At 40.9% G+C, this 25,280-nt stretch carries 16 protein-coding genes; 1 reads left to right on the forward strand and 15 read right to left on the reverse strand.

The window, feature by feature from the left end; genetic code table 11:
* Window position 1: 1 nt before the first annotated feature.
* The 13 genes from D469_RS0109020 to D469_RS20020 all read right to left on the reverse strand — a co-directional run bounded on the left by D469_RS0109020 (window position 2) and on the right by D469_RS20020 (window position 18,211).
* Window positions 2–634, reverse strand: coding sequence for an acetyltransferase (locus tag D469_RS0109020; protein ID WP_018923064.1), 633 nt, complete (start codon window positions 632–634; stop codon window positions 2–4).
* Window positions 631–1,227: a sugar transferase gene (locus D469_RS0109025; protein WP_018923065.1), complete on the reverse strand. Its 597-nt coding sequence runs from the start codon at window positions 1,225–1,227 to the stop codon at window positions 631–633. Before D469_RS0109025 ends, D469_RS0109020 begins: the two co-directional genes overlap by 4 nt.
* Complete coding sequence (locus tag D469_RS0109030) at window positions 1,220–2,503, reverse strand: phenylacetate--CoA ligase family protein (RefSeq protein WP_018923066.1); 1,284 nt, start codon at window positions 2,501–2,503, stop codon at window positions 1,220–1,222. The genes D469_RS0109025 and D469_RS0109030 overlap by 8 nt, the downstream gene beginning before the upstream one ends.
* 44 nt (window positions 2,504–2,547) lie before the next feature.
* On the reverse strand, window positions 2,548–3,774 hold the full coding sequence (locus D469_RS0109035; protein WP_018923067.1) for a glycosyltransferase family 4 protein: 1,227 nt from the start codon (window positions 3,772–3,774) through the stop codon (window positions 2,548–2,550).
* Window positions 3,771–4,886, reverse strand: a complete 1,116-nt coding sequence (locus D469_RS0109040) for a glycosyltransferase (RefSeq protein ID WP_018923068.1) — start codon at window positions 4,884–4,886, stop codon at window positions 3,771–3,773. Before D469_RS0109040 ends, D469_RS0109035 begins: the two co-directional genes overlap by 4 nt.
* 42 nt (window positions 4,887–4,928) lie before the next feature.
* The gene (locus D469_RS0109045; RefSeq protein ID WP_018923069.1) at window positions 4,929–6,149 is read right to left on the reverse strand and encodes an O-antigen ligase family protein; all 1,221 of its coding nucleotides are present in this window, start codon (window positions 6,147–6,149) and stop codon (window positions 4,929–4,931) included.
* Window positions 6,150–6,201: 52 nt separating this feature from the next.
* Window positions 6,202–7,311 (reverse strand): polysaccharide pyruvyl transferase family protein, encoded by a 1,110-nt coding sequence (locus D469_RS0109050; protein ID WP_018923070.1) that lies wholly within the window; start codon window positions 7,309–7,311, stop codon window positions 6,202–6,204.
* Window positions 7,308–8,720, reverse strand: coding sequence for a lipid II flippase MurJ (locus tag D469_RS0109055; RefSeq protein ID WP_018923071.1), 1,413 nt, complete (start codon window positions 8,718–8,720; stop codon window positions 7,308–7,310). The genes D469_RS0109050 and D469_RS0109055 overlap by 4 nt, the downstream gene beginning before the upstream one ends.
* A 211-nt stretch (window positions 8,721–8,931) precedes the next feature.
* The gene (locus D469_RS0109060) at window positions 8,932–10,752 is read right to left on the reverse strand and encodes a polysaccharide biosynthesis protein (protein WP_018923072.1); all 1,821 of its coding nucleotides are present in this window, start codon (window positions 10,750–10,752) and stop codon (window positions 8,932–8,934) included.
* Window positions 10,753–11,207: 455 nt separating this feature from the next.
* Window positions 11,208–12,056: a YveK family protein gene (locus D469_RS0109065; protein ID WP_018923073.1), complete on the reverse strand. Its 849-nt coding sequence runs from the start codon at window positions 12,054–12,056 to the stop codon at window positions 11,208–11,210.
* A 75-nt stretch (window positions 12,057–12,131) separates the two neighbouring features.
* Window positions 12,132–14,375, reverse strand: a complete 2,244-nt coding sequence (locus D469_RS0109070; RefSeq protein ID WP_018923074.1) for an O-antigen ligase family protein — start codon at window positions 14,373–14,375, stop codon at window positions 12,132–12,134.
* Between the two features lie 130 nt (window positions 14,376–14,505).
* Window positions 14,506–14,916 (reverse strand): hypothetical protein, encoded by a 411-nt coding sequence (locus D469_RS0109075; RefSeq protein WP_018923075.1) that lies wholly within the window; start codon window positions 14,914–14,916, stop codon window positions 14,506–14,508.
* Window positions 14,917–15,076: 160 nt separating this feature from the next.
* Window positions 15,077–18,211: an S-layer homology domain-containing protein gene (locus D469_RS20020; RefSeq protein WP_018923076.1), complete on the reverse strand. Its 3,135-nt coding sequence runs from the start codon at window positions 18,209–18,211 to the stop codon at window positions 15,077–15,079.
* Window positions 18,212–18,948: 737 nt separating this feature from the next.
* On the opposite strand from D469_RS20020, the gene D469_RS20025 reads away from it, so the two are divergent.
* On the forward strand, window positions 18,949–19,959 hold the full coding sequence (locus tag D469_RS20025) for a C40 family peptidase (protein ID WP_018923077.1): 1,011 nt from the start codon (window positions 18,949–18,951) through the stop codon (window positions 19,957–19,959).
* A gap of 252 nt (window positions 19,960–20,211) precedes the next feature.
* Here the strand turns inward: D469_RS20025 and D469_RS21125 are convergent, their stop codons facing one another.
* A complete protein-coding gene (locus tag D469_RS21125) occupies window positions 20,212–22,020 on the reverse strand; it encodes a S8 family peptidase (protein WP_156816955.1) in 1,809 nt (602 codons plus the stop codon).
* Window positions 22,021–22,215: 195 nt separating this feature from the next.
* Window positions 22,216–25,125 carry a S8 family serine peptidase gene (locus D469_RS21130; RefSeq protein WP_018923079.1) on the reverse strand — a complete coding sequence of 970 codons (2,910 nt, stop codon included), beginning with the start codon at window positions 25,123–25,125 and terminating at the stop codon, window positions 22,216–22,218.
* Between the last annotated feature and the right edge of the window lie 155 nt (window positions 25,126–25,280).

Consider the following 25,280-nt stretch of genomic DNA (forward strand, 5'->3'; position numbering starts at 1 on the left):
ATCACTCATCCTTTACATGATATTTAATCGGCTTTGCTGGTGATCCTACGGCTGTGCAATTCGCTGGCAGATCCCTTGTAACAACCGACCCTGCTCCCACTGTAGTAAACTTCCCTATTGTTGTATTAGGAACCATAATTGAACCAGCTCCCAACTGAGCTCCTTCTTCTATAACACTTCCTCCGGTAACTCCTGATTGTGGCGAAATATGTACAAAGTTTCCTATTTTGCAATCATGTCCTACTGAACTGCTTGTATTAACAATAACATGATTATTAATTACAGTATCGGTATTAACTACAGTATTTGCAATTAAAACAGCCCCATAACCAATGCTGGCTGACGGAGAAAGCACTGCCGTTGGATGAACTAAGGTAGCATAGCGTTCATGAGATATCCCTATCTCTTCAAATATTTCATTTCTAACAATATTGTCTCCAACAGCTAAGTGAAAATATAAAGATTGATCCCGTTCAGCTAGTTCAGGGGCCAACGATATTTCCCCTAAAACTTCATTAGAGGAGGCATTATCATCTAGCACCCCTTCAAGTCTCCAATCAGGGTGCAGATCAATGATTTCTTTTACTACCTTTGCATGACCACCATTACCTATTAATATAACCTTTTTTTTCATTTAGTTGACCCCTTAAATCGACTGGCACCGACCTTATTACCTTGATCAATATCTTTAGAAGATACTACCTTTTGAATAGTTAGTAGTATGATTTTCATATCTAATATGAAAGAGCGGTTATCCACATACCACACGTCTAACTCAAACTTTTCTTCCCACGTTATATTATTTCTTCCGTGTACTTGAGCCCAGCCAGTAATTCCTGGTTTCACCTCATGACGGCGAGCTTGCTCTTCTGTATAAAGTGGGAGATACTCCATTAAGAGCGGTCGTGGCCCCACTAAACTAAGCTCTCCTTTTATAACATTAAACAGTTGCGGCAGTTCATCTATACTTGTTTTTCGAAGGAGAGAACCTATCTTTGTCAGTCGTTCTTCATTAGAAAGAAGGTCACCGTTTTCATCTGTTTCATTTGTCATCGTTCGAAACTTATAAACGAAAAACGGACGGCCTTTATAACCAGGTCGTTTTTGTTTAAAAAATATAGGTCTCCCCATTCTAAGAAAAATTAATGTAGAGGCCAGTATAATAATCGACGAAGTAAGCATCAGCATGCTTACAGCAATAAATAGATCAAATCCTCTTTTAAACATTTGCTTCCTCATTATTAATATAATTGTTTTTTATAAAGGTAGTTTTTCCCGAGGCAAGTGTAGGTATTTTTTCCATCACTTGAAAATTAATATTTGCCTCTTCGCCTAATAATTTTTTATACTCCTTTATTACTCTATATCGGATCTCCTTTACATTCTTGCTTTCTCCTATCTCAACGTTTATTTGATACGTTGAATCATTCTCCTGTATAAATTGAAATCTATTTATCTCACTTTGATATTTTATTACTTGATTCACTTTAAAAGGAGATACCACTTGTCCATTTGGTGTAATTACCCGATCATTACTTCTACCTTGAAGGTCTGTTATTAAACATCCTGCCTCTTCGTTTTTAAATGTAGCGATATCTCCAATATCATAGCGAATTAATGGCATTGCAAAAGATGACAAATCGGTAATTACCACCTTACCAATTTCACCCGGTCTCACCTGTTCATTGGTTAGGGGATCCAATACTTCAATAAAGTAATTAGAAGAGTTTAAAAGATACTCTCCTTTATTTTTTTCACCGCCAATCACTCCAAGTTCATTAGCTGCATATCGAGCACAGACTTTGCACCCCATTATGCTTTCTATTTTGTTTCGTGCATTTTCATCTAAAGGCTCCCCAGTAGCTATAACAATTTTTACAGAAGAGTCAGTTTGTAACCCACTGTTTTTATAAACCGCTAAAGCCATAGCTTCAATTGTAGAAGGATATCCTACTATTACCTTTGTACGTTTTTTATCAAGCACATTAAATGTTTGGTATAAATCAATTTCTTCCAAGTACTGAGGGTCAATCACACTTTGGTTTTGTAGAATACACTGTAATTTACCTTTTTTATTTATGCTAACCAATGCGTGTTTATCTCCTACTTCAAAGCCAGTTAGTTGATTAAAATAAATAACTTCTGCAATTCTTCTCATCATTTTTTCTGACTCTACGTAGCGAACAAAGGGCTCTCCAGTGGAACCACTAGTTTTTAGTGTTTTTAACACTTGGTCTTCGTACTCTTCCGAAAGAAAGTCTTTGTAATTCCGTTTAATTTCAGCTTTGTTTATCACCGGCAACTCTTGAATATCCTCTATCCCTTTATATCTTTTATAATAGGGGACATGCTCAGTTACATACTTGATCATTGTTTTCAAGTTCTTATATTGCTTTCCTTGATCAAATTCAGTTAGTTCGTTTTTGATCCTAGATATGTTTGAGTTAATATTTTTATTTAAAATCTTGTCTCTTAAAAAAAAGAGAGACTTCCTCGTATTCAAATGCTAGCACCTTCCTATCTTATTCTAATAATAAAAACCTAGTTCTAATGTTCAATAGCTTTTAAAATTCTTTGGTTCACTTTATTACGTTCAAAATATTTTTCCGCTACATGTTGTGCCAAGTGCCCCTTAAATCTCATTTTTTCTTTTTGATCTTGAATTTGCACTAATAGATTAACTAAACTTTTGGGCTCCCCTTCTTCGACATAGTAACCTATTCCTTCATTTTCTACTATATCTTTTGTCCAACCACTTGAATTTACAATAACTGGTTTACCCGCAGCTAATGAATCAAAAAACTTATTAGGTGAGTTTGTTCTTAATATAGGCACGTTCTGAAATGAGGTAATAGTTATATCAGTTACACTCATAATCAAAGGAATTTTAATCCGAGAAACCTCTCCTACAAATATTACGTTGTCTAGTTTATGCTCTTTTACATAGCTTTCAGCCCATTCTTTCTTATTGCCCTCTCCTACCAGTAAAAACAACACCCTATTGTTACCTTTTTCTTTTAAAAGCTTTGCCGCCTCTAATATATATTCGATTCCATTAGCTGTATTAATCGTTCCCGCATGCGTAACTACAAATTTATTCTCTAAGGAAAAGTCGTTCATTAGTCTTTCCTGTTCACGTTTTGAAACGCTCTCAGAAAATAAATCTAAGTCACAACTGTTAGGTGCCATAGTAACTTTCTTCTGATCTATTTCCTGATGAGAAATCACACCATTCCTCATTCCTGGGGAAAGCGTTACAATATGTGAAGCTTCTTTATAAGTTTTTTTTTCAAACCAACGTAGAAATTTCTTTAATACAGGATTTTTTATAACACCCATTTGAATAGGAGCTTCTGGCCATAAATCTCTTACCTCAAACACAAAAGGAACTTTATTGATTTTCTTCATCAGTAGAGCTGGAAAAGCTATAGTTAGCGGCGTTGAGGTTGCATACACTAAATCATATGTCTTTTTTTGAGCAATCGCTACTTTTGATGATTTATACATAAACGATAGAAAAGATTTAATCCTTTTAAATGTATTCATCCTTCCAGAATACTCGTTATCAACACTAATAACTTTTATCCCATCGATTTCATACTCTTTGTAAGATTTAAAAACCCTTACAGGTGTATATTCTTTAAGATGACGATGGCTTGTCAACATTGTTATTTCATGTCCTTGTCGTTTAAAATATTTGGCCATCTCATAGGAACGAGTACCTTTTGTTCCTATACGTGTTTTAAAATATTGATGGATGTAAAGAATTTTCAATTGAATCCCTCACGGTTTAATATTTTTTTATATTCCTTAAGTAACTCTTTTCCAATAATATCCCATGTATACTTTTCTTCAATTAATCGTCGTGCATTGAAACCTTTTTCAATTATTTGTTTTGAACTCGACTTTGTGATTTCTATTAGCTTTTCCCCAATTTGGTTAGGGGAAGAAGAGGTGCTCCAACCTGAGTTTGTATTCTGAACTTCTTCGCTTATATTTGTACCAGGAGTCACCAAGCATGGAACACCATATGACATAGCTTCCAATACAGCCATAGGGTGACCTTCAAACCGGGAGGTATGGAGGAACACATTAGTTTGCCTCAACACTTTCTCTTTTTCCTCCTTATATACCGGTCCATGAATATTCACAATTTCCTTCAGACCAAAATCATTGACCATATTTTTCAATATTGATTTGCTGTTATTTATACTAGGCCCATACAAATTTATTACCGCTCCTCTATTTTTCAAATATTCTCTAGCATGAGCGCAGCTAGAAATCAGCAAATCTAATCCTTTATGATTTAAATCTAACCTCCCAATAAAAGTTATATTAAAACGTGCAACTTCTGTATTATTTATCAAAACCTGTGAAGGTAAATTAACTCCATTTCCAACCACAAAATGGCAGTCTGTCCACTTTGCCACATCCTTTGCTTCGGCCGCATTTAAACAATGGATTGCAGAGGCGTTTTTCACCATTTTATTAAAGAAGGCGAAATTACCAATTTTCTTTTTTAATGGTTTTTGTTTTTGAGCTCCTTCTGTCATCCCCCCACGTGGCGTTATCACATATGGTATATTCTTTTTAATTGCTTCATTGGCATATTTAAAATGAATTGGTAAATATGTACTTTGAAACAATAGTAAATCAGGTTTGTTAAAACCTTTTGGAAATTTGGTCACACTGTTAACTAGGTCACTTTTTTTTAGAGTAGGTACTTTATTATTCAAACTCAAATTATTAGAACTGTTAACAAATAACAAATTAACTTCTGAATGTCTATATAATACCTCTATCATAGCTGGAACAGAATAAGACAAGCCTGTAAATCTACCTGAAAATGGCGAAAAACATATAATATTAAGAGTTTTATTATTCATTTTTTCATAACCCCCCTATAAACTATTGTAAAAACGCCTTCTTTAATGGTGATTTTTCCCTCCAAGGCATTCTTGGTTTAAAATTAAAGCCACCAGAAAAAAAAACTCCTTTACTATAAGGTGGTCATTTGTAAATGAACTAACTAAAAAACCTACCAATGGTATAAATAAACAAGGTTTTTTAGTTAAAGCCTCTCTCTTTAAAGTTAAATAAACCAAAATTCCAAGCATAAAAATTAAAATAGTAAACCCAATCACACCATTTTCAATTAATATTTTTAAATAGTGATTATGTACATGATTCATGTTAGAAACATGTATAAATTGATTACCTCCTATTCCAATTAGGAAATTTATAACATTATCAAAAATGTAGTATGGACTTTCGCTCCAAATATTTAATCTACCGGAACCTCCACTTTCGATAGCATGTCCAACTCTCATACTAAATTGCTCACTAAAATACTCTGTTAAGTCATTTATGCCTCTCACAAAAAGTAATATTATAAAAAAACCAACAGTAAAAATAACAAAACTTGTATTCACTTTAGCTTTTTTCAGTGAAGTATTTATGATTAATAGTGTCGCTATCACGGTCATAAAAAAAAAGGCTAACCACGCTCCCCGTGATAGAGTCAAAAAAAGACTAGTTACCATATTTAATAATAATAAATTATAAATTGTAAATAATCTCTTATTAGATTGTAGTTTATTAAAGGAAAGAACTATATACCCTAGAAGAATTCCAATAGCCAAATTTAATAAAATAGCATAATTATTAGGATTACCGTAAAATCCTACAGATCGTAAAGTAGCACCCTCGCTTAATGTTAAATTACTATATCCATTTGCTAAATTCATAATATATGTAAAATTATTTATCAAAGCCACAATACTTACTAAACTCACAAAGGTATAAATTAATATGGAAAACTTCTTATGAGTATTAAATATGCTTCTAATAATTATAATAATTATTACACCAGCGAAATAATAACTTATTGATATTAAAGAAAGGGATAATTGTTCCGCATAAAATACATTTACTACATTTACTATTATCAACCCACAAATTAAACCAATAATTAATAAATGATACTTACTAAGTACTATATGTCTTAGTTTTAAACTTAAGATAATCAAAAAAATTAAAGTTAGCCCTATATCTGAGAAGTAGGAAGGTAACACTCCTCTAAATAAAAACAGAAAGCTGATTATTAAAGCGATTAACCATGTACACACATCTTTTTTCTTAATATTCAATATAATAACACCTTTAATATTAGAATAGCTTATCAACTTGAAGTACTTTTTATTAAGTTCTACTAATTAAAAAATTTTCTAAAAAGTATTTATTTTTAGTGGCAAGGTTAACTAATTCTTCTTTTTTACTATAGTCAATTGCAAATTTACTTTCTGTTACTTTACTCAAAAAATGAAATAATTTCTCTATGTGCTCTTCTGATAAATTTCCTATATCATAATGACATTCTTCCAGATTAATTTGTTTAAAAAATCTTTTTGTTTTCTGATGCTTTGCAATACTAAAAGCGGGAGTATCAAAAGTGTAAGAGGTGATTGCCACATGTAACTTAGAAGTTATAACTGCGTCAATATCCTTTAAAATAGCACAAGTGATATGAATGTCTTGATGCCTATAAACTTTAAAGGTATGTATCAACTTCGAACCGACATATTCGATTACTTTTTCTTGAGCTTCAGAGTTTCTTTTATCAGCAATTAAAACAACTTCTACATCTTCTCTTTCATTGAAAAATTCTATTAGAGAATCCAATAATCTTTTGATAGTAGGATCTTTAATTGAAAAATTCATATGAAGGCCGATTCTATTTTTTATCGAGCTTGAAGGGCTTAGAAGCCCATGATCTTTTACTTTTATAACATTTTCATCTTTATTTAAAGACAAGACAATATCACTTGTTACGTCAAGTTTACTACTTTTAACTCCATAGTGAGTTAAATATTCCATGGATTCTTCATCTCTGACTATAACTCGGGAAGCATTATTGCATATTCTTTTGACTTCATGCCTAGTTAATAAATTGCTAATAGGACCAGCACCAACTCCATTGATAATATAAGGACGCTTTTTATAATTAAAGTACTCTGCAGGTATAGGATGTTTCTTTTTGAAAAAAGCCCCACCCCATTTCATAACTTTAGAATTTGGCTCTCCGAAATACCCTCCCCCGCCATAAATCAACTTATCTGCCTGTTTTAATGCTTCAAACCCTTTAACATTCCCTGCCCCTATTTGCTCCCTATAAACTTTATGAGCATATGGCATTACTAATTCAAATTCAGTTAACTTATTAATCCATTGTGATTGAATGTACATCAATAATTCATCCCCAAAATTTTCACCTTGATAGGCTCCATGTAATGCCACCTTCATTTTTTTCATGTATAAGCTCTCCTTTTCATTTTTTCCATTAAAAATTTCCCATCATTCTTAATGTCTTTCGACAACAACATCGATAACGTCCAAATCACTATCCCTAGTATTATTTCGTAAAACACTAAAAGTTGATAAATACTTGAGACTAATAATATGATTACAGCCATAAAGATAGACGCTAACACATTGTTAAGTATAATTTGCTTATAATATTTAAAAGCAATTTGTTTATGAAAATAGTAATAGCATCCTGCATTATTTAATATAAAACTTATAGATGTGGCTATTGCTGCGCCTGAAATCCCCCATAATGGAATTAATATAATGTTAAGTATTATATTGAAAATGCCGGATATAGTGGAAATCACAAAACTATATTTTGGAGTTCCATAGGCTACCAACAGTTTGCTGTAAAGCTCCTGAGTTGATCGAAAAATTGCTCCAAACAGTAATATAATTAAAGGGATATACCCTTCTTTATAGTCCTCCCCAATTAAAATCAATAAATCTTCTCCAACTACAATACCTCCAAAAAAGATTGGTATAATTGGTAAGGTAAATAAATAAATTTTTGTTCCTAAAAACTCTTTTATTTGCTTAAAATTCCTCTCATAAAACCAAGTATTAAAGTATGGAAAACACACTAAGTTTATAGATTTTGCAATTATTAGAATTCCAGAGGCTAATTGCCAAATTAATTGATATATACCGACGTGAGTTTCTGTAAGAACCAAACCTATAATCAAAATATCGGCCCAGTTAATTGCAACATCTCTTAATTCTAATACCACATTGAATTTGGAGTAATAAACAATTTCTTTGAAATGAATTGTTTTTGGCCAAGTTATTGAATGGAGGGGGATATACCTAAATGCATAGATAGAAGCTAAAATATTTGCTATCACATGACAAATTATAATGCTCTCTAAAAATGGAGCCACCAAAAGAATAATGGCTGCTATTATTTTAGCTCCTACTTCTTTGATAATTACTGAATTCGCAAATACATCAAAACGTTTTTGTGATTTATTAACTCTGTTCAAGAAGTTAACACAATTACCGGTTACTGTTGATAAAATTAACAAACTTATTAAACTTTCATCTATATATACACTTAAATGTGAAGAGAAGAAAAGTAATAGTCCTATAGTAAACGCCAACAAAGTTAGGTTAATAATTAACCCCGCTATCACATAAGGCCAAATTAATTCTCTTCTCTCACTTAATTTTTTTTCAACCGAATATAAAACTCCTAATTTTGATAGAAACAAACTTAAAGACATTAAGGAAATGAATAATACATAACTCCCTAAAAAGGGAGCCCCATATACACTACCTAAATAAACAGTAAACACAACTCCAACAAACTTTATGCTGGCTTGGGCTTTTAGAACATTTAAAAAATGCTTTAACATAAGTTCAAATTCCTAACTTCACGATATTTAATAATCACCTGTCTTATAAGGAATTACTTTACTCCCTTTCTTCTATGACAGCTTTATGTCTCTATAACATAAGTGCTTTCCATGTATCTCTTATTTTTTAATTCCTTCTTTAATATTCACTAAGTAGGGTCCACACTATAAATACTATAGTTTAATTCCCCTTCTCTCACCTAAGGTGATTTTAGTAAACAGATGGAACCTCCAATGAGCTGAACTCATTCGACTGTGCCAAACTAATTAGAACTTGACGTAGTTCTCTTGATTGAAACTTGTTTAGTTGATAAAAGAAAGGGCTTAGCGCTTCAATTTCTACATTCTCTGCTCTACCAACATAAATCTTCGGATAAATCTGCTCTGGGTGTACTTCCTTTTCACCGAGCAGTTCTTCGTACAGTTTCTCTCCTGGGCGCATGCCAGTAAATTCTATTCCGATATCTTCAATATTGTGTCCGGAGAGTTCGATTAAGTTTTTCGCGAGGTCGATAATCTTTACGGGCTCTCCCATATCAAGAACAAAGATTTCTCCGCCTTTTGCCAGGGCCCCGGCCTGCAGTACTAAGCGGGACGCTTCTGGAATCGTCATAAAGTAGCGTTCCATTTCGGGGTGAGTGACAGTGACCGGGCCGCCGGCTTGAATTTGCCGCTTAAAGTGCGGAATCACGCTACCGCGGCTACCTAAGACGTTGCCGAAGCGTACGGAAACGAAGTGGGTGTTGCTTTTTGTGTCCATGTCTTGTACAACCATTTCTGCAAGCCGCTTGGTTGCCCCCATGACGCTTGTAGGATTTACCGCTTTATCGGTGGAGATCATCACAAATGTATCTGTCCCTGCTTCGGCTGCGGCTTCAGCCGTATTTTTTGTGCCTAATACGTTATTCTTCACCGCTTCTTCCGGGTTGCGTTCCATAAGCGGTACGTGCTTATGCGCGGCTGCATGAAAAACGACATCCGGGAGATACGTATTAAGCAATGTAAACATTTTCTCCCGATCCTTTACATCAACGATCTCTGTGAAGAGGTCAGCACTCACTTGGCTTTCGTGTAAGTCACGCTCGATGTAATAGATGCTGTTTTCTTCATTGCCGAGGAGGATCATCGCTTTCGGTTGAAAGCGCACTGCTTGCCGGCACACTTCCGAGCCAATGGAGCCGCCCGCTCCTGTAATAAGTACTGTTTTACCCGTAAGGGTTTCTCCGATGCCTTTGGTATCCAGTTCCACCGGATCGCGGCCGAGCAGGTCTTCAACCTGAACATCTCGGAACTCACTGACTGCGACTTTGCCGGTAAAGACATCTTCCATTCGCGGCATGATCTGTGTTTTGACTTTTGTCTGTTGGCAGGCTTTATAAATGCGCTGCATTTCTCGTTTATCGAGAGAAGGAATGGCGATAATAACTTGTTCGATTCGATAGTTGTTAACTGCTTCCGGCACATCTTCCACACTGCCGACTACAGGAAGCCCCATCACTTCCAAGCGGTGTTTCGTTTCATCATCATCAATAAAAGCGATCGGTTCCAGTTCACTGTCTTCTTTTTGTAGCAGGTGGCGGACCACCATTGTGCCGCCGCCGCCCGCTCCAATAATAAGGGTTCGTTTTTTGTTCTTTTTCGGCCGGCTGTTATGGTCCCGGTACATGCGCCAGCCAAAGCGTGAACCGCCGATTAAAAGAATATGGAGCATCCAGGTGATAATCAGTGTACGCGAGTGAAGCGATTGAAATACAACGTTCTGCATGAGCGCTGTCGCTGCGATGGATAAACTGACTGCTTTAAAAATCGCCACCAGTTCGTGAATACTGGCGTACTGCCAAATCCGTTTATAGAGCTTGAATATATGAGCGAGAATATGGTGCGAAATCACCAGGGTCGCCGAACTAGCGAAGATGATCGGTGCGTGCAAATAATCAACATTATAAAGTAAAAAACCGCCAATAAAGACGGCGGTGATCACAATCACTGTATCTATTCCCATTAACAATAGTAGCCGCTTTCCATAAGTCATCAAATGAGCCTCCTTTTCAACACTTTGGCTCACGGCCACAAGAATTGTCTGTCAATCCCTCTGGGCGTGAGCCACGCCTGTTTTTTTGATTCGTTATGTATACTGGGCATTGAACCCGTCCTCACACCGAACCTTTGCAACTTGCGCTAAAGTGGTCGTTATCGACCCACCGACAGCACGGCCGAGTGCTCACAGTGATATCGGTACAGCAAGCATTACCGTTCCAGGAAAAAACCGGGAATTTTTCCATTTGTCTTTTTGGATGTCTGTCATGGATGTATTGACTACATTAGAAGTTAGGAATGAGGTAATGACTTTGGATTTTATTGGTTGTATGGTCTTAAAACGGAAGATCTATAGCACAGTTGATAACTTTACAATCAAGGAATCGTCCTTGTGAAGGTCTTACATGTGTTGTGTTTTAATAATCACTTACATTAACATGAAGTTTAATTTCAATCTTTTTTTGGACGAATTGGATTGTTTTTGAAAAATTCCATGCTAAAAGCTAACCCAACCGCTCCCATTCCTCCTACTACAAAAGCAATCGCCGTATTTAGCAGTGGGTTGGGAGAATCAGCTGAATTTGGAACTTGCGCTTGGTCAAATACTTCCGGTTCATGAATATCTTTTAATTCTAATTGTTGCTCTTGAAGTTGTTGGTCCAGCGTGCGCATTTCACTCTCGTGATTTTCTACGTAGTCAATCAATCTTGTGCGCGACAAGTCTCTCTCTGCTTCACTTAATTCTGTATTTTCCTCAATTGATGTTAATGCTTCCCGGTTGCGATCCAAGCTTTCTGCTGTCTCTTCATAATTTTCCACTGTTAATTCATACTGTTCTTCCATTAACGCTAACCGGTCTTGATAAGCGGGTTCTGCCCGTGATAAAAAGTTTGTTGCTACATAGTTGGCAATGCTCTCTGCTTGTTCCGGGTCTTGATGGCTAGCTTCAATTTCGATCATATTAGATGGAAGAGTTTCTATCTCTAGATCATCCATCTCACCTTCTTGTAAACCGAGATCCGTCTTTACTTCTTCCATAAAATCATTGCTTAGGATCACTTGTTCTGCTGCTTCTTCGTCGGTATACATTTCACTTCCGAAGTTGCCAAGATAGAGTTTAGCTGAAGCACTATAGCTTGGTGTCATAAACTGAGATGCTATATAGGCTATAACGGCTAGGAGAATTGGTAAGCCGATAATAAGTATTTTATAGCGCCATAAGACTTCTATCATTTCACTTAAGCTGATTTCATCGGGCGATTGATTGGTTTGATAGTTGGGTTCATCTTGTTGAAACATTTACTTGTTTCCTCCTGTGCTAGACCGTTTTCCATTTCTCCTCATATTATCACAACTTTTGACATTAATATAGTCCTAACCGGAAAAAAACGGTTGATAGGCTTCAACATATTGATCGATAGTTTCATAGTCTTCTCTCAGTTCTTCAAGCCGTTCATGAGCTTCCTCTTCTTCCCCTTTTTCTTCTAATGAGCGAATAATTAAAGCGTTGGCTCGAGCGTATACTTCATCATCATCTGATCCTACTTCCCCAAGAGTGCTTACTGCTTGTTCATAGTCCTGAAGCAGCACATAACTTTGTCCGGCATAAAAGTGCGTCAGTTGATTCACTTCTAAGCCCTTATAACTTGACCTCGGATTCTCGATAAATTCTTCTGTGGTTTCATTATATTTTTCATAGGAGGATAGAGCTTGTTGAGCTCGCTGTTGTACCTCTTCTTCCTCGAGCTCTTCCACGGCTAACTCTTCCGCTCGATTAGCTGTTAAACGAATCAGCCGTTCATAGATATCGGTATTAAAAGGATCATATACTAAAGCTTGCTCGTACCGTTCCACGGCTTCATCAAAATGGTCAAAAGAAGCATAGCTATTCGCACTATTCATCCATGCCGTGCCCGATAGAGGACGAGATTCTACGAATTGGTCACTTAACGCCAAGGTGAGCTCTTCATCCCCTTCCTCAACGGCTATTGTGGCCTGGTTTAATATATAACTTAAACGATAGGGATTATATTCTCTTGCTTCCTCAAAAGCCTCAAGCGCTTGGGTATTAGACACTTGTGTTTGATCTTGAACAATTCGCTCAGCTGCTTCAAAACGAAAGGCCCACGTAGAAGCAACAACTATCACGGCCGCAGTCATGAGGACAAGTATAACCGACCCAGGCTGGCGAATATCATGTAATTGAATTTTAGGTAGGGATGGAGTTGTTGCGTGAGGCATCATAATAGCAAGCAGCACCATAAATAATAGCCAAACCGACGCAAAGGAAAAATCAAAATCAATCGCACCATGCCCTACTAACATGAGAAGCCCTATAAAGCTCGCTGGAACAATTGCATTTTTATCAGCGAGGTAAGACTGAAGGGCCTTGCCTATAAAATAAGTAAAGATAGCGATCATAAATAACGATCCTACCACTCCGACATTTAACAGTTGTTCAAATACGACACTGTGAACTTCATTACTTATATACGGTTCTGTCTGATACCCGTGGTAGAGAATACTCCAACCTTCGCCGCCCCATCCAAATAAGGGCGCATCTCTTAACATCGCTATAGCATCAAAGAAGAAGGTTACACGACCGTCTTCGAATAACGTTTCATAGCCCATGTTAGAAATCCGGTTTTGAAGCAGGGAAGGCAAGGTGCCATAAATTAATCCTTCCTTAGTAAAATCAAGGATAAGGGCCAGCCCAACCACAAAACTTCCGATAGGAATGAAATATTTAACCGTTTTTTTATTAATAGATAAAGAGAGATATCTATGCACACTTCCTACTAAACCAGCTGCTACAAGGCTAAGAAGGATCAAAAACGCTAGCTGTCCCGCACTTCCAAATTCCGCCCATTCTTCAATCGTTACCATGTATACCGCAAATCCGCCTAAAAATCCTACTGTAGTAAACAGGATATACTTTAACTGTTGATTAAACGTTAAAAAGAAGAGCCCTATAAACCAAACTACAGGAAGAATAATCATAGCCCCTCTTGAAAGAGAGAGGAATAAAGTAGAGGCGTATAAAACTAAAGGTAAACTAATCAAGACTATGTACCATACTCGTGATTTACTGAGTGATACATAAATTAAATTGAACAGGAAGAGCGTCATCGTAACCGCTGCGTATGTGTTTGGGTATTGAAAAATGCTTGAAAACCGTTCCCGTCCTCCTAATATCGCGTCGCTGTATTCCACCCATTCCCAAGAAACAAAAAATGGGAGAAGCGCAATGTATAAGCCAAACACTTGCAATAAAAGCAACAGGCCATTTTGTATGGACGGTTGATTCACTTTTAAACTCACAAGCACAAAGAAAAACATAGCAAACAACGACCATTGGATGAACTGATCCAACGCCCCTTGCATGGTCACGGCGTTAGTAACGGATACTAAGTAAAACAGTGGAATTAAAAATATCAATAAATACACATAGGGCACCTTTGTTTTTGTATTAATGATCAAATATGTAATGTAAGCGATAAAGACAATAGCTAGCCCTAATTGCCATGCATAAATAGATGTATGAAGAAAAAGACCTTGATTGTAGGAACTAATAAGCAAAAAACCGCCCAGTAAAATAAAAACCATCCAATGAATCATTTGGAAACCTCCGTAAGAAAATAACAAACCATATCGAATTATATCACTTTCCCTATAAATATATAAATAATAGAAGAAAAAGCATAAAACCAACCAAAAAATCCCCATTTTATAATGGGGCCCCACTTAATTATTCCATGATAAATTCACCATAAGCAAAGCGTTCTTCGCCTGCGTAGATTTCCATTAAATATGGCCCTGCACCTATTTCTTCAAAAGTTTCGCCAGGAAACCCATTCATATATTGCTCTGATTCTTCTGGCACAGGTAAAGATGCATCGGTAATTGCTTCATATTCATTTGTTTCCTCATTTATAATACTTAGTTCAACCAATACCTCGTCAGTTTCAAAACCACCTTCTTTATGGAAAGCAAAATATACTTCTTCCCCTACTTCAAAGGCATTCCGGGCTTCTAAATCTCCGCCCTCAGTAGGTTCTCCAAAAAATAGGTTTTCAGCTCCCTCAGTCTCTTCCTCTCCATTACTCCCACAAGCGGATAAAACAATCATCGCTAACAATAAAAGTACTACGCACCGCATTATCTAAATCCCCTTTAGGCTATTAGGTCTTATTAAGTTCATTCATTACTTAATGAAACTACTCATTTAGCTAAATTAAATTACGGCACAAGTTCGGGTAATTCGAACTTGTGCCGTAACATTTGTTCACTTTATTACTTATGGGACAAAAAGATTATGATTACTCTTGTTCTTCACCGTCTTCAAGCTCAACTACAAAACTTTCAACGTCATTGTCGTTTTCGTCTACAAAGAAGTTGTCTTCGTTATTAGTGTAATCGATAGTGTAAGAGCCACTTTCTGCATCTCCATACACATAAACGTTAACGGTAGAGGATTGTTCTGTCCCTTCATCATACGTGATTCCTACAATTGAGAATTCACCTTCGTCTAGAGCTTCATAATCCTCATTAAATTCTAATTGTGTCTCCCCTGCAAGAACTTCAAAACCTTCACCTTCACCGAAGTTCTCAGTGTTTTCAAAAGCTACCTCATCAGTGAAGGTTAGCTCAATCTCAGAATCTCCAGCAGAAACACCTTCTAGTTCAGCTGATTCAGGTTCTGGGTCTTCTTCTGGATCTTCTGGGTCTTCTTCTGGCATAAGAGAATCTAGTGCTGCTTCAATTGAGCCGATATCTGAGAAATCAGCGTAGTCTTCCTCTAACTCTTCTTCTTCAGCTACTTCTTCTCTGTAATCTAAGAACGCTTCAGCAATGTCTGATTGCTCTGCAGTTGATAACTCTGCAAAATCTTCATCAATATCTTCAAGAGCAGCAATTGTAGCTGAAATAGAAGTTGCTTCGTTCACTGCATCTACACGTTCATTAAATATTGAAATAGCTTCTTCTAGTGCAGAGCGAACATCTTCTTCTGTTTCAAAATCCTCAGCCTCATACTCCGCAGCGATAATCGCAGACACATCAACTCGTCCTTGAGCTCCAAGGTCAATGAAGTCTTCATTATCATCAAGTTCTGTGAGAAGCTCTAGAATCTCTGCAACAGTGTCTTCTCCCTCATCATATGCAGAAGAAATTCCTTCTACAAGACGAGCTTCTTCTACAGCGCTTCGAAGATCTTCAATGGAATCAAAGGTTTCATCTTCGAACATGTTCACAAAGTTCTCTTCGTCATCATTTTCATCGTCAAAGTCAATTCCAAGCTCTCCAAGAAGCTCTTCTAGACTTTCATCTCCATCATAATTACCAGCCAAGATATCATTGATATCTTCGATAATATCTTCAGCTTGTTCTTCATTTTGCTCATCGATGAACGTTTGTACTTCCTCAAGAGAGTTAAATGTTTCATCCTCGAATGTGTCCGCTAGGTTATCTTCTAACACCTCAGTATCATAACCCTCAATGTCAGCCGCTTCTAGCGCATCTTCAAGTTCACCCTCTTCTACAGCATCATTGATGTCTGCTAGGAGTTGTAGATCCTCGATTTCTTCTTGGAGATCTTCTAGATCATCGCCAGAGAGATTAGCTTCTGCTATTGTACCAGCTAGCTCAAGGCTCTCTGATGTTGGGGTATCTAGTAATTCATCAATAACAATATCGAACACTTCACCTGCAGTTTCAGGCTGGGCCTCTTGAATTGCCTCAAAGAAATCTTCCAAGTCAACATCATCAAGCTCTTCCTCTTCTAGATTAAGAACAAATTCAAGTGCTTCTTGGAATTCTTCTGTGTTAGCTGTCTCATTAAGCGTTTCAATAGCTTCTGCTACATCATCTTGATATTCTTCGTTCACACGTTCAATAGCTGCTTGAATTCGTTCTGCAGTGTTCGTGAAGCTATCGTCAATCTCCTCAGCATATTGGGAAATAAAGTCATCGTTCACGTTCTCAAGGTTAAGAACTGGAGCTTCAAGTGCTTCAAGAAGTTCTTCCTCATCTTCAGCAGTGTTAACTTCAGCTACTGCAGCTTCAAGTGCTTCTTCTGTGAAGTCAAACTCAATTTCAGTTTCTTCGTCGTTGAATTCTACAGTGAGTTCACCGTCTTCACCAGCTAGGTCAGCGTGAGTGAATGTGTAAACAGTGCCGTCTACGTTAGACTCTACGTCGAACTCAAGCTCGTCGCCATCATATTCTACGTCAAAGTCTGCTTCTGTAAGGCCAGTGATGCCGTTGTCGAATTCTACTTCGAAAGAAGAAGTGCTAGTGAATGCTGCATCGTCGATTTCAGCATCTTCGAAGAGGTCTTCGATTTCTTCTTCAGCTTCTTCAAGCGCGTCGAGACCTTCGATTTCAGCGTCTTCGTCTACTTCAAGGATTTCATTAACAAGGGCGCGTGCTTCGATTACATCCGCACGGTCTTCAAGTGTGATGTCATCAGAAAGCGCGTCGATAAGCTCTTCAGCAGCTTCGATTGAACCTTCAAGGTCGTAGTCTACTTCAAAGTCAGTGGATTCAGAAACTGTTTCACCGTCTTCTTCTACTTCTACAGTAGCTGTGTACTCGCCTTCAGCAAGTCCTGCGAATTCAGCAGTTACGTTGCCGTCTTCGTCGATTTCTACTTCTTCTTCTGCTACTACTTCTTCATCAGCTTCAACAGTAACTGTTGCTGTTTCAGCTTCGAACTCACCTTCTACGTTAGCAGAAACTGTAGTCACGCCTGCTTCAGTATCCGCCGTTACCTCTGTGATCGCAACAGAAGCAATCGCGTTCGCAACGTTCTCTTGAACGGTAGCGTCACGGTAAAGGAATGTAGCGAATTGACCGCGTGTAACGGAGTCATTCGGTCCGAATGTACCGTCTGGGTAACCGTCAGTAAGACCTGCTTGATAGATCGCAGCGATGTAGTCTTCATATGGATGACCATCAAGGTCAGTGAAGTCATGGTTATCGCCATTGTCTACTTCAAGGTCAAATGCGCGAGTCATAAGTACTGCCATTTCACCGCGCGTTAGGTCGTCGCTTGGACGGAATGTACCGTCTTCGTGGCCTTCGATTACGCCATGCTCAACCGCTGCCGCGATGTGGTCGTGCCAGTATGCTTCTGCGTCAACGTCGGAGAAATCTACTGGTTCTACTTCGTCAGTGTCCCAAAGAAGGGAACGAGAGAAAAGAGTTGCTGCCTGGCCGCGAGTTAAGTTCTGGTCTGGAGAGAAAAGGTTCTCAGAAGTACCTTCGATAAATCCAGCTTCAGCCATTGGAAGAACAGCTTCCGCGTAATACGCCTCTTCATCAACGTCGTCAAAAGACGCTTCCACTTCCTCGTGATTGTCTGCACTTACCGTGCCTGCCACTGCTACACTAGCCAATGCTGCTGTTACACCTGTCGCCAAAAATTGGCGGTAAGACTTTGGATTATAAGCCATATTAATGTATTCCTCCTTTAAATTATGTACAATCGCAGGTTGCCCATAGTATGAACCCATAAATTGTACCTGTTTCTACCGTGAATGAGGTCCTGAAAACCAAAAAATGACAAATTCCAACAAACGAAGCTCGTAAATTATCTCTAATCAGATCTAAGTACTTAGCCTCGCCCCCTTGGTATGATATGTCTTATTTTGGTGGCGCCTGCAAGATTAGTATAATTACCTTATTTTTCATTGTCAACCTAGTACTATCCAGTAGTTTCAAAGTTTTGGAAGATAAATGATGGTGAAGCAATGTCAAATCTTACAGGTAAAAGGAATAACCTACCAATCAGTTTACACCAATGCGCCGTCCATTCATAGAGTTATTAACCGATTTTTCATATTTTTAAACATTTTCTAAAAAGAACTGAGCCTGTATAGTTACTGACTTTTTTGCTTCATTTTATATAGGTGAATATCGATTGGGCTCATGGCGGGGCTGATTGAATATAAGCTACTCACTTCTTATATCGTCACATTTTAGAAATAGTTAATTTACGAAATGATGTCGATTCATGTAATAAATAGTTAATAGTTTGTTATTATTGTGTAATATTCTGAAAAGAACTACTATGCTAGGCTATTAGTCGTAAGTCCAGGTATCTATTCACCTTTTCCTATTCTGGTAGGATTGGGTTTATTTTTAAAATTCACTAGTTCTATATAACCACTTACATAAAGGAGTCGAGGGAATGCCTACAAGGACACGTGTACTACCTGCGTTACTTATGGGAGGCTTTCTCCTCAGCTTGCACACACCTGCAGCACTTGCCGGCGAGCAAGAAGGCCTACTTGAAGAAGCAACGTCCTATAAAGGCACGCCATATGTGTATGGCGGCACGGATCCGAGCGGATTTGATTGTTCCGGCTTTTTAAATTATGTCTATGATTCGGCCGGTGTAGATCTGCCCAGAACAATGGCTGATATTTATAACGAAGCTGACTCGATTGAGCACGAGGAGCCTGCTGCCGGTGATCTCGTTTTCTTTGAAACGTACCAGCCCGGTGCTTCTCATGCCGGGATTTATAAAGGGGAGGGAGAGTTTATTCACGCTTCTTCTTCGAACGGTGTGAGTGTTGACTCCATTGATGATCCTTATTATTGGGAAAAGCGTTATATTGGTGCCGGGAAAGTGCTTGAACGTGAACAGGCGGAGCAAAACGTATTAGCGGAGCTGCCCGAGGGGAAATTTACCGATGTGCCGGAAGATCACTGGGCTCATGAGGCGATTGCGAAGCTAAGTAGAGAAGACGTGCTTAGCGGATATGAAAACGGAGAGTTTAGACCGGATGAGAAGATGTCCAGGGCTGAAGCAGCTAAAGTGGTGACTGCAGTAGCAGGGATTGAAGCTGCGAACAGACCTAGTTATCCAGATATAGAGTCAGACTTCTGGGCTGCGGATGCGATTGCAGGAATAGAAGAAGAACAATTGTTGGACATTGAAGGGGATCGCTTTGAAGCAGAAAAGGCAATGACACGCGGAGAAGTCGCTCAACTCGTCGCACGAGCTTATGACTACCGCGATAAACGTGCTGAACTTCTGTTTTCTGATATGGAGGAAGATAGCGTCATGGCTGCAGAGGTAGCTGGTCTTTATGCAGCAGGACATGTGAATGGTTACAGTGAAAACGAATACCGCCCGGATCAATTCATGACCCGAGCGGAAATCGCGACGCTTATTCATAGCATAGAATTTAAGTAAGGGGTGTGACTTACTCTTCCATGCGCGAATAAGCATCTATATATAGGGTAAGGAAAGGGGAAGAAGCATTGAAGACGTCCTGTTGGGAGAGACAGGCGTCTTTTTTTGTTGCCTCTTGGTTATAAGACTTCCCCGGACGAGAAACTCTTAAACTTCTTTTCCTAAATTTTTTTGGACAACTTTTAAATAAAAGAGAAAGTTATCATATAGAATGGCTCCGGCGCGCGCGTGATGGCCGAAGCATAGAGGGTTTTATTGTTGTTCAAGCGTGCGGCTTAAAAACGCAGCGTACTCCGCTCTACTCACATTCTCTCGCGGGCCAAAGGTTCCGTTCGGATACCCTTCAATAATTCCGGCGCGGGCAAGTGATTGAATAGCGGATGCGGCGAAATAGTCTTCAGGCACGTCTGAGAAATCGGATGCTTGTGAGCCGCTGTACGTGTAGGCACGGGCAAACATCGCGCTCGTCTCACCACGGGTGATCGTCTCCGCTGGGCGGAAGGTGCCGTCATTATAGCCGGAAATCAGGCCAGCGGTGGCGGCTGCTTCAATCGCCCCTTCTGCGTAATACCCGTCTGGAATGTCGGTAAAGTCATGGCTACCGTCACTCGTAAAGGCATTAGTGGCGCGCACAAGCAGGACGGCGGCTTCTGCGCGGGTGATACTTGCAGTTGGTCGCATGGTGTTATTCGGATAGCCGCTAATATAGTTTCGTTCATATAAATCCGCAAGATAAGAGTAAGACCAGCTCTCTCGGTCAACGTCATCGTAGGCCTCGAGCGAATCAGGTTCTGGGTTTGGTTCAACTTCATTCGCAGGAGGTTCGAGCTCGGAAGATACGTACGTAAGCCCGTGACCGTATAGATGGTTAGGGCTTTCGAGTCCGAGGTTCTGGGTGTGAGCGTACAGAAGTTCTCTCAGTTCCGTGTTAGTGGCCTCGGGCTCAGCTTGCTGCAGAAGAGCCAAGTGACCACTCACATGCGGAGCTGCCATTGACGTCCCGCTATCGCGGATATAACTGCCGTCGTTGTGAGCGCTGAGAATGTTTTGCCCGGGGGCGACGATATCAAGGGAAGGACCGGTCGCTGAAAAAGCAGCGCGCTCGTCTTGACGGTTTGTCGCTCCTACAGCAATCACTTCGTCGTAACGAGCCGGGTATTCAATCTGATCATTCCCGGAGCCACGGTTGCCCGCCGCGGCCACTATCATTGCTCCTTCGGCATAGGCGTGTTCAACAGCACTTGCAAGCGTGTCGGAGTGCTGGTCACCGCCTACACTCAAATTAATAATATCAACATCGTTCTGAACAGCCCAGTCAATGCCGCGCACGACCCAGGAATGATAACCGCTGCCTTCTTCGTCCAACACTTTGGCTGCGTACAATTCTGTATCCGGCGCCACCCCTATTATGCCTTCGTCATTATCAAGCGCACTTATAATACCGGCAACGTGCGTGCCGTGCCCGTTATCGTCTTCAGCATCTTCTGCGCCTTCCACAAAAGAGACGCTGTCGGTCACGTTGAGGTCAGGGTGCTCATGCATAATGCCGGTGTCCACCACGGCAACGCTCACCCCTTCGCCGGTGAGTCCGTTCTCCCAGGCTGCTGGCACATTGATGCGTTCGAGGGCCCAGTCCACCGTTTGTTCGCTCGCAATCGAGAGTGCTGCTTCCCCGCTCGTATCAGCAGCGTCTTCTTTCTCCGCTCCCTCTTCTAGCTCTGGAAGAGGGTCGACATTCACTTTTTCATCGGCTTCTACGTGCTCCACCGACTCATGCTCAAGCAGCGTATCTGCTTCGTCTTCTGTTAGTTCTGCTAAAGCGACCGGCATAAATTCGTATGTATCCACTACCGCGCCGCCCTGTTCTGCAATCAGCTCTTCTTTGATTTCCTCGGCAAAGGTAATCATATACGTCTCTTCTTCTGCCGCATGGACAGGATATGTAAAACATAAGCTAAGGGTTGTGAAAAGAAGGGGGAGACCGGCTCCGCGCGTTCGTGAAGAGGACCTCGACGACGATGTTGGCTCTGTTCTATAGGTTGGTTGATGATGTTTGCGCAAATGTAGCTCCACCTTTCTTCTCTGTATTACAAAGAATAATCACATGTATACATTGCGAGATTCGTATTTTCATGGATATATTTACTATTATATCGGTTTTTGTTACCAAATTGTAATGAAATTTACGATTCTTTTTTTAAAAAAAGAAAAACCCCACCACGGTCATATATTACCGCAGTGGGGTATAAGCAATTATTATTGATGAGCAAGCGTGCGGCTTAGGAAAGCAGCATATTCAGCTCTTGATACGCTGTCGGTTGGGCCGAATGTCCCATCCGGGTAGCCTTCAATAATTCCTGCGCCGGTGAGTGTGTCAATTGCGGCGCTGGCGAAATAGTCTTCGTTCACGTCAGGAAAATCGGTGCCTTCGCCGCCGCTATAGTTATACGCGCGCGTGAAGAGCGCCGCTGTCTCTCCGCGGGTGATCGTCTCGTCTGGGCGGAAGCTGCCGTCTTCATAGCCGGAGATCAGGCCGGCCTCTGCAGCCGCTGCGATCTCGTCATTTGCAAAATGATGATCAGGGACATCAGTGAACTCATGGCTCGCGTCCGCGGTGGTAGCATCCGTTGCCCGGACCAGGATCACAGCCGCTTCCGCGCGGGTAATGCTTGCTGTTGGCTGCATCGTATCATTCGGATAGCCGGTTATAAACCCACGGCCATAAAGGTCGGCGAGGTAGTCGTGATGCCAATCACCTTCGTCCACATCCCCATACGCTTCTAACGGTTCAGGATCTGGCTGCGCTTCGATATGGACTTCGACACTGCGGTGCAGCGAGCTATCAGCCCGGTTGCCGTCTGCATCGAGTGGGATCACCATGTACGTGTGCGTGCCTGCGCCCGGTTCATCTTCGTAAGCGGTGGTCTCACTTGCATCCACTACTGCCAGGCTTTCACCATCGCGGACAATTTCAAGTTCTTCTGTATCGCCCTGGTTCTCAAAGACCCAGCTTAACTGTACCGTCTCATCATTGACGATGGCTGCTTCTAGGTCAGAGACCGGCTCTAATTGAGGCTCAGGTTCGGGCTTGGGTTCTTCTTCAAGCGTCACATCAACGCTTCGGTGCTGGTCAATGTCTGCCCGGTTGCCTTCTTCGTCCAATGGAATGACGGTGTACGTATGGCTTCCTTCGGGCGGTACGTCTTCGTAGCTGGTGGTGTCAGTGTCGACAATAGCGAGCGTTTCATCATCATGGACAATTTCCAATGCTTCGGTGTCACCCGGGTCGTCGTATGTCCAGCTTAACTCCACGGTGTTATCTGCCGTTACGGTCGCTTCAAGATCGGAAACCGGCTCTAGTTCCGGCTCCGGCGTTGGTTCAGGTTCGGGTTCTGGCTCGGGCTCGACCGTGATCTCAACATCGCGGTGAAGGGAGCTGTCTGTACGTTCGCCGTCCTCAGCGAGCGGAATGACCGTGTAGGTATGCGTGCCGGTGCCCGGCTCATCTTCAAAGCTCGTCTCATCGACGTCGACAGTCGCCAGGCTTTCGCCGTCGCGGACAATTTCGAGCGCTTGGGTGTCGCCCGGGTCGTCGTAAGTCCAGGTTACTTCCACCGTCTCATCATTAATAAGTTCAGCGTCCAGCCCGGACACCGGTGCAAAGACGAGGTCTTCTTCTACTGTTATCGTGGTGGAGACGCTGTCCGAGGTTCGATCATCTTCTCCGATGGCCGTGACGGTGTAGGTATGCTCGCCTGGTCCCGGCTCATCGGTTACCGCAAGCTCCGAAGTGGTCGCAATCTCTGTGCCGTTTCGTTCCACCACGTACTGGATTGGCTCCGGTCCATCTGTTGGTTCGTCCCAGGTGATCGTCACCTCTTCATCTTCCTCCACAATCGCGCTCAAGTTTTCCGGTGCCTCCGGCGGAAGCTCCGGTGCTGATATGTCCGAAGAAATCGTCATCAAACCGTGGCCGTATTCTTCATTTGGCGTTGCCGTGCCGAGATTGTCGGTGTTCTCAAATAAAATTTCCGTCAGCTCATCGCTTTCAGCTTCAGGGTTTTCCTGTTGTAAAAGGGCTAAATGCCCACTCACATGCGGGGCTGCCATAGAGGTTCCATGGTCGCGGATGTAGCCGCCGTCGTTATCGGTACTTAAGATATCTTGGCCAGGAGCCACAATATCAAGGGACGGCCCGGTGGCGGAAAACTGGGCACGCTCGTCGTGAATCGTGGTCGCACCCACCGCGATCACGTCATCATAGCGGGCAGGATATTCAATTTGGTCCTCGCCGGCCCCGCGGTTCCCGGCAGCAGCCACCATCGCGATACCCTGGTCCACCGCGTATTCAATCGCATCCCCGAGCAGGTCGGAGTGCTGGTCACCGCCTACGCTTAAATTAATTACATCGATTTCATTGTGGATGGCCCACTCAATGCCCTGCACTACCCAGGAATGCATGCCGCTGCCGTCTTCATTTAGCACTTTTGCCGCGTAAAGGTCGGCATCTGGGGCTACGCCCACAGTTCCTTCATTGTTATCAAGCGCTGCTATAATACCAGCCACGTGAGTCCCGTGGCCATTATCATCTTCCGCATCTTCTGTCCCGTCAACAAACGTCTCACTATCTACGACGTTAAGGTCGGGGTGGTCGTGCATGATGCCGGTATCGATCACGGCCACACTCACCCCTTCGCCGGTGACATCATTCTTCCAAGCGGCTGGGGCGTTAATTCGCTCCATCCCCCAGTCAATTGTTTCATTGGCAGCTGAGATCTCTGGGTCATCAGCTGAGCCGTCCGAGCCATCGTCTTCTTCCGGAGCTGGCTCCGGGTCGATTTGGAATTCTTGGTCTTTTTCTACGTTTTCTACTGATTCATGTTCAAGAAGATTAGCCGCTTCTTCTTCAGTTAGTTCGGCCAATACAGCTGTAAGAAAATCATATGTTTCGACGACCGAACCACCATGCTCTTCAATTAAGGTTTCATCAATCTCATCGGTATAAGTAATAAAATAATCCTTTTCTCCTCCCTCTGCTTGCAGCGGTGATACAAGCATTAAGCTTACCACTGTCAAAAGAAACGGGAGGAAAGCTCTCGCACCAACTTTTACTGGGAGTGAACATTTCGAGCGTTCTACTTTGATAGGAGGGTAATAGCTTTGCAATGGTATCTCCACCTTTCTCTGTTTTTTCAAGGAGCATGTCCTTTTGCCTAGATTGATAGATTTTAATATAGAAGGGTAGATCTTCTAATCTGTGGAGCCCTATTCCCAAAAACGTTTAAATTCTAACATACTTTGCAAAAAGCAAGAAAAAAACC

Source organism: Salsuginibacillus kocurii DSM 18087, assembly GCF_000377705.1.
Lineage (GTDB): Bacteria > Bacillota > Bacilli > Bacillales > Marinococcaceae > Salsuginibacillus > Salsuginibacillus kocurii.

What these genes read in the sequence shown, in the direction of transcription:
- D469_RS0109020 (WP_018923064.1), bottom strand. Translation starts at nt 634, where the DNA reads ATGAAAAAAAAGGTTATATTAATAGGTAATGGTGGTCATGCAAAGGTA.
- D469_RS0109025 (WP_018923065.1), bottom strand. Translation starts at nt 1,227, where the DNA reads ATGTTTAAAAGAGGATTTGATCTATTTATTGCTGTAAGCATGCTGATG.
- D469_RS0109040 (WP_018923068.1), bottom strand. Translation starts at nt 4,886, where the DNA reads ATGAATAATAAAACTCTTAATATTATATGTTTTTCGCCATTTTCAGGT.
- D469_RS0109050 (WP_018923070.1), bottom strand. Translation starts at nt 7,311, where the DNA reads ATGAAAAAAATGAAGGTGGCATTACATGGAGCCTATCAAGGTGAAAAT.
- D469_RS0109055 (WP_018923071.1), bottom strand. Translation starts at nt 8,720, where the DNA reads ATGTTAAAGCATTTTTTAAATGTTCTAAAAGCCCAAGCCAGCATAAAG.
- D469_RS0109060 (WP_018923072.1), bottom strand. Translation starts at nt 10,752, where the DNA reads ATGACTTATGGAAAGCGGCTACTATTGTTAATGGGAATAGATACAGTG.
- D469_RS0109065 (WP_018923073.1), bottom strand. Translation starts at nt 12,056, where the DNA reads ATGTTTCAACAAGATGAACCCAACTATCAAACCAATCAATCGCCCGAT.
- D469_RS0109070 (WP_018923074.1), bottom strand. Translation starts at nt 14,375, where the DNA reads ATGATTCATTGGATGGTTTTTATTTTACTGGGCGGTTTTTTGCTTATT.
- D469_RS0109075 (WP_018923075.1), bottom strand. Translation starts at nt 14,916, where the DNA reads ATGCGGTGCGTAGTACTTTTATTGTTAGCGATGATTGTTTTATCCGCT.
- D469_RS20020 (WP_018923076.1), bottom strand. Translation starts at nt 18,211, where the DNA reads ATGGCTTATAATCCAAAGTCTTACCGCCAATTTTTGGCGACAGGTGTA.
- D469_RS20025 (WP_018923077.1), top strand. Translation starts at nt 18,949, where the DNA reads ATGCCTACAAGGACACGTGTACTACCTGCGTTACTTATGGGAGGCTTT.